This is a genomic window from Citrobacter sp. Cf116, assembly GCF_030336505.1.
Lineage (GTDB): Bacteria > Pseudomonadota > Gammaproteobacteria > Enterobacterales > Enterobacteriaceae > Citrobacter > Citrobacter freundii.
Genome location: NZ_JAOWEQ010000026.1, coordinates 1 through 5411, shown reverse-complemented (window position 1 = coordinate 5411; position 5411 = coordinate 1). Strand labels below are relative to the sequence as shown.

At 49.5% G+C, this 5411-nt stretch carries 4 protein-coding genes, 4 tRNA genes, 1 rRNA gene and 1 pseudogene; 8 read left to right on the top strand and 2 right to left on the bottom strand.

Translation table 11 applies throughout. The features are described from left to right. From rrf to birA, 3 genes are all read left to right on the top strand, one after another. Positions 1-78 (top strand): 5S ribosomal RNA (rrf, locus tag OGV74_RS23350); the annotation flags it as partial. 395 nt (positions 79-473) lie between these two features. Continuing rightward, positions 474-1502, top strand: coding sequence for a UDP-N-acetylmuramate dehydrogenase (murB, locus tag OGV74_RS03490; protein WP_086504744.1), 1029 nt, complete (start codon positions 474-476; stop codon positions 1500-1502). Beyond that, complete coding sequence (gene birA / locus OGV74_RS03485; protein WP_286520327.1) at positions 1499-2461, top strand: bifunctional biotin--[acetyl-CoA-carboxylase] ligase/biotin operon repressor BirA; 963 nt, start codon at positions 1499-1501, stop codon at positions 2459-2461. Before murB ends, birA begins: the two co-directional genes overlap by 4 nt. A gap of 31 nt (positions 2462-2492) precedes the next feature. Here the strand turns inward: birA and coaA are convergent, their stop codons facing one another. After that, a complete protein-coding gene (gene coaA / locus OGV74_RS03480; protein WP_003031107.1) occupies positions 2493-3443 on the bottom strand; it encodes a type I pantothenate kinase in 951 nt (316 codons plus the stop codon). Between the two features lie 290 nt (positions 3444-3733). Then, a pseudogene (locus OGV74_RS03475) lies at positions 3734-3814 on the bottom strand (hypothetical protein); the annotation flags it as partial. Positions 3815-3833: 19 nt separating this feature from the next. Between OGV74_RS03475 and OGV74_RS03470 the strand changes: the two are divergent. From OGV74_RS03470 to tuf, 5 genes are all read left to right on the top strand, one after another. Beyond that, positions 3834-3909, top strand: a tRNA-Thr gene (locus tag OGV74_RS03470). Positions 3910-3917: 8 nt separating this feature from the next. Continuing rightward, positions 3918-4002 (top strand) — tRNA-Tyr (locus OGV74_RS03465). A gap of 114 nt (positions 4003-4116) precedes the next feature. Next, a tRNA-Gly gene (locus OGV74_RS03460) sits at positions 4117-4191 on the top strand. Between the two features lie 5 nt (positions 4192-4196). Further along, positions 4197-4272: transfer RNA gene (locus OGV74_RS03455), tRNA-Thr, on the top strand. Between the two features lie 118 nt (positions 4273-4390). Continuing rightward, positions 4391-5411, top strand: a 1021-nt coding sequence (tuf, locus tag OGV74_RS03450) for an elongation factor Tu (protein ID WP_286520309.1), incomplete at its 3' end; no start/stop codon positions are given.

The window sequence follows — 5411 nt, the reverse complement described above, 5'->3', positions numbered from 1 at the left end:
GCCGAACTCAGAAGTGAAACGCCGTAGCGCCGATGGTAGTGTGGGGTCTCCCCATGCGAGAGTAGGGAACTGCCAGGCATTAAATAAAAGCGAAAGGCCCGGTCGAAAGACCGGGCCTTTTGTTTTATCTGTGGTCTGTCGGTGAGCGCTCTCCTGAGGAGGACAAATCCGCCGGGAGCGGATTTGAACGTTGCGCAGCAACGGCCCGGAGGGTGGCGGGCAGGACGCCCGCCATAAACTGGCAGGCATCAAATAAAGTGAAGAAGCCCATCCTGACGGATGGGCTTTTTTGCGTGTGTGCGGGGTAAAACCGCCGGGCTGAACGTATTGTGCAGGCCTGATAAGCGCAGCGCATCAGGCACATCACGACACCGCACCATCGGGTGCAAAGCAATATCCTGAGCCTCCATAACACAAGCCATTCTGCAGTATATGCGGTAAACTAGGCGCGATTTTGCATCAGGAAAGCGTCTATGAATCACTCCCTTAAAGCCTGGAACACCTTCGGTATCGATCAGCAAACGAATGAACTTGTCTGCGCCGAAAATGAACAACAATTACTGAATGCCTGGCAATCAGCCAATGCATCGCATCATCCAGTACTGATTCTGGGCGAAGGGAGTAACGTCCTGTTTCTTGATACCTTCCAGGGGACGGTGATCGTCAATCGTATTAAGGGTATTGAGATTACAGAGCAACCTGATGCGTGGCATTTGCACGTAGGCGCGGGTGAAAACTGGCATCAGTTGGTGTGCTATGCGCTGGAGCACAACATGCCTGGCCTGGAAAATCTGGCACTCATTCCCGGCTGTGTCGGCTCATCGCCAATCCAGAACATTGGTGCTTATGGTGTGGAACTTCAGCGTGTTTGCGAATATGTGGACTGCATTGCACTGGCGACCGGCAAACATCTGCGCGTTAGTGCTGCAGAATGCCGTTTTGGTTACCGTGACAGCATCTTCAAGCATGAATACCAGGATCGTTTCGCAATTGTAGCCGTTGGTCTGCGCTTACCTAAACAGTGGCAGCCCGTTTTGACTTACGGTGACTTGACACGTCTGGATCCTACAACAGTTACACCTCAGCAGGTTTTTGATTCTGTCTGCCATATGCGCACGACAAAACTGCCCGATCCGAAAGTAAACGGTAATGCGGGTAGCTTCTTTAAAAATCCTGTTGTCACTGGGAATATTGCGCAGGAGCTCCTGGCTAAATTCCCAACAGCACCTCATTACCCGCAGGCTGATGGTTCTGTGAAACTGGCAGCAGGCTGGCTTATCGATCAGTGCCAGCTAAAAGGTATGCGCATTGGTGGCGCAGCGGTACATCAGCAGCAGGCACTGGTGCTGATCAATGCAGATAATGCGACGAGTCAGGATGTAGTGCAACTTGCACACCATGTGCGCCAAAAAGTCGGTGAGAAATTTAATGTCTGGCTCGAACCAGAGGTCCGGTTTATTGGTCCGCAGGGTGAAATGAATGCTGTGGAGATCATTGCATGAAGGATAATACCGTCCCTCTGACGCTTATTTCATTATTGGCCGATGGAGAATTTCATTCCGGTGAGCAGCTCGGTGAAACGTTGGGAATGAGCCGTGCCGCAATCAATAAGCATGTCCAGACGTTGCGCGACTGGGGGGTTGATGTCTTTACTGTTCCAGGTAAAGGATACAGCTTACCGGAGCCTATCCAACTATTAGATGCCTCACTTATTCATTCTCAACTGGATGGTGGAAATATCACTGTCCTGCCGGTTATCGACTCAACCAATCAGTACATGATGGACCGAATAGGTCAGCTGGAGTCAGGGGATGCCTGCGTCGCTGAATATCAACAGGCCGGGCGCGGGCGCCGTGGTCGGAAATGGTTTTCACCGTTTGGTGCCAACCTTTACCTCTCAATGTTCTGGCGGCTGGAACAAGGACCGGCCGCCGCGATTGGCCTGAGTCTGGTTATTGGTATCGTCATGGCTGAGGTTTTGCGTGATCTGGGTGCGGATAAAGTCCGTGTAAAATGGCCCAACGACCTCTATTTACTCGACCGTAAACTGGCAGGGATCCTGGTTGAACTGACAGGTAAGACAGGTGATGCCGCGCAAATTGTTATCGGCGCGGGTATTAATATGTCCATGCGCCGGGTTGAAGAAAATGTGGTTAATCAAGGCTGGATTAACCTGCAGGAAGCGGGCATTAACATTGACCGCAATACCCTTGCTGCCCGACTGATACGTGAGTTGCGCGCTGCGTTGGTGCTCTTTGAGCACGAAGGTTTAGCACCGTATCTGCCTCGCTGGAAGAAACTGGATAACTTTATCGACCGCCCGGTAAAACTTATTATTGGTGATAAAGAAATATTTGGTATCTCTCGTGGAATAGACGCGCAAGGTGCATTATTGCTTGAACAAAATGGCGAGATCAAACCCTGGATGGGTGGAGAAATATCGCTGAGAAGTGCTGAATAATAAAAAGGGGAGCTCAGGCTCCCCTTTTTATTTATTTACGTAGCCTGACTTGCTCAACAGCATGATTGGCGCTTTTAGTCATAATCAAGCTGGCTCTTTCACGTGTTGGTAAAATGTTTTGCTTTAAATTCAGCCAGTTAATTTCTTTCCATAGCGATGTGGCAGTATTGATAGCCTCATCTTCTGATAATTTTGCATAGTTATGGAAATAAGAGTCCGGGTTGGTAAACGCCCCTTCACGGAATTTCAGAAAGCGGTTGATATACCACGTCTGGAGTAATTCTTCTGGCGCATCAACATAAATAGAAAAGTCGACAAAGTCAGAAACAAATACATGATGTGGATCGTGAGGATAGTCCATCCCGCTTTGTAATACATTTAACCCTTCGAGTATTAATATGTCGGGCTGGGCAACGGTTTTGTCGCCATCAGGGATCACATCATAGATGAGATGGGAATAGACCGGCGCCGTGACGTTAGGTACGCCTGATTTCAGATCGGAAACGAATTTAACCAAGCGATGCATATCATAGGACTGGGGGAAGCCTTTCTTCTTCATTAGTCCACGATCTTTCAATACCTGGTTAGGGTGGAGAAAGCCATCGGTAGTAATCAATTCAACCTTACGATGCTCTGGCCAGCGACTGAGTAAGGCCTGCAAAACACGCGCTGTCGTACTTTTACCGACGGCAACGCTGCCAGCAATACTAATAATATAAGGAATACGCTCGCCATTCGTGCCTAAAAATTGCTCCAGCACTGCCTGACGTCGCAGGTTTGAACTGATGTAAAAGTTTAGCAAACGCGAGAGAGGCAAATAAATCTCGGCAACTTCTTCCAGCGATAAGTCTTCGTTAATGCCTTTAAGACGAGCAATCTCTTCCTCGGTCAGGGTCATCGGCACGGAATCACGAAGCGCAGCCCACTGGTTGCGATCAAACTGTAGGTAAGGCGACGTTAACGCTTGCTCTTTTATACTCATACGCATGGTCTGGCTGTCATTGCTATATCAGGTCTGCGGTAAAAAACGAAATCATCCCCGGTACGCAATGGCACGCACATTTCAGTTAATTTGGACAATGGGCAGGAGGGTAACACCAGATGGAGGGGAATAATAAGAAAAAATCATCCTCTGAAATGCAATGTGACGGGTATTCCAGATGTATAAAGATGTGCTTTCTCTCTATCGACGCGTGCATGCTGGAGCAAAATTCCTCCCTGAGGTGGCACCTGGCGTTGGAAATTTGTCCAATCCAAAGAAGAAATAGATTATTTATCGGTCGCATAGTGCAAAATGTGAGCGATAGAACATTTTATGCAATTTTTTAGTTGCATGAGTGCGCATGTCTCCATAAAATGCGCGCTACTTGATGCCGACTTAGCTCAGTAGGTAGAGCAACTGACTTGTAATCAGTAGGTCACCAGTTCGATTCCGGTAGTCGGCACCATCAAGTCCGGTGGGGTTCCCGAGCGGCCAAAGGGAGCAGACTGTAAATCTGCCGTCACAGACTTCGAAGGTTCGAATCCTTCCCCCACCACCACTTTCTGGCAGCGTTATCGCCGCCTGAGTTGATTAAAAAATTAATCAGCTCGAACAGAAAAGAGAGAAATCTCTTTTTTGTTACAGAAAGAACTGGGTAGCCGAGTTTCAGGATGCGGGCATCGTATAATGGCTATTACCTCAGCCTTCCAAGCTGATGATGCGGGTTCGATTCCCGCTGCCCGCTCCAGACGTGCTGATATGGCTCAGTTGGTAGAGCGCACCCTTGGTAAGGGTGAGGTCCCCAGTTCGACTCTGGGTATCAGCACCACTTCACTTCTCCTTCCCGTTTCTCTCTGTTTACTTTTAAAAGCATTCAACAGCTCAGGTATATTGCCTGGTTGATGTGGTGATATCACCGATTTATCCGTGTCTTAGAGGGACAATCGATGTCTAAAGAAAAATTTGAACGTACTAAACCGCACGTTAACGTCGGTACTATCGGCCACGTTGACCATGGTAAAACAACGCTGACCGCTGCAATCACTACCGTTCTGGCTAAAACCTACGGCGGTGCTGCTCGCGCATTCGATCAGATCGATAACGCGCCGGAAGAAAAAGCACGTGGTATCACCATCAACACTTCTCACGTTGAATATGACACCCCGACTCGCCACTACGCACACGTAGACTGCCCGGGCCACGCCGACTATGTTAAAAACATGATCACCGGTGCTGCGCAGATGGACGGCGCGATCCTGGTTGTTGCTGCGACTGACGGCCCGATGCCGCAGACTCGTGAGCACATCCTGCTGGGTCGTCAGGTAGGCGTTCCGTACATCATCGTGTTCCTGAACAAATGCGACATGGTTGATGACGAAGAGCTGCTGGAACTGGTAGAAATGGAAGTTCGTGAACTTCTGTCTCAGTACGATTTCCCGGGCGACGACACTCCGATCGTTCGTGGTTCTGCTCTGAAAGCGCTGGAAGGCGAAGCAGAGTGGGAAGCGAAAATCATCGAACTGGCTGGCTTCCTGGATTCTTACATCCCAGAACCAGAGCGTGCGATTGACAAGCCGTTCCTGCTGCCTATCGAAGACGTATTCTCCATCTCCGGTCGTGGTACCGTTGTTACCGGTCGTGTAGAGCGCGGTATCATCAAAGTTGGTGAAGAAGTTGAAATCGTTGGTATCAAAGAGACTGCTAAGTCTACCTGTACTGGCGTTGAAATGTTCCGCAAACTGCTGGACGAAGGCCGTGCTGGTGAGAACGTTGGTGTTCTGCTGCGTGGTATCAAACGTGAAGAAATCGAACGTGGTCAGGTACTGGCTAAGCCGGGCTCTATCAAGCCGCACACCAAGTTCGAATCTGAAGTGTACATTCTGTCCAAAGACGAAGGCGGCCGTCATACTCCGTTCTTCAAAGGCTACCGTCCGCAGTTCTACTTCCGTACTACTGACGTGACTGGTA

What these genes read in the sequence shown, in the direction of transcription:
- coaA (WP_003031107.1), bottom strand. Translation starts at nt 3,443, where the DNA reads ATGAGTATAAAAGAGCAAGCGTTAACGTCGCCTTACCTACAGTTTGAT.
- birA (WP_286520327.1), top strand. Translation starts at nt 1,499, where the DNA reads ATGAAGGATAATACCGTCCCTCTGACGCTTATTTCATTATTGGCCGAT.
- murB (WP_086504744.1), top strand. Translation starts at nt 474, where the DNA reads ATGAATCACTCCCTTAAAGCCTGGAACACCTTCGGTATCGATCAGCAA.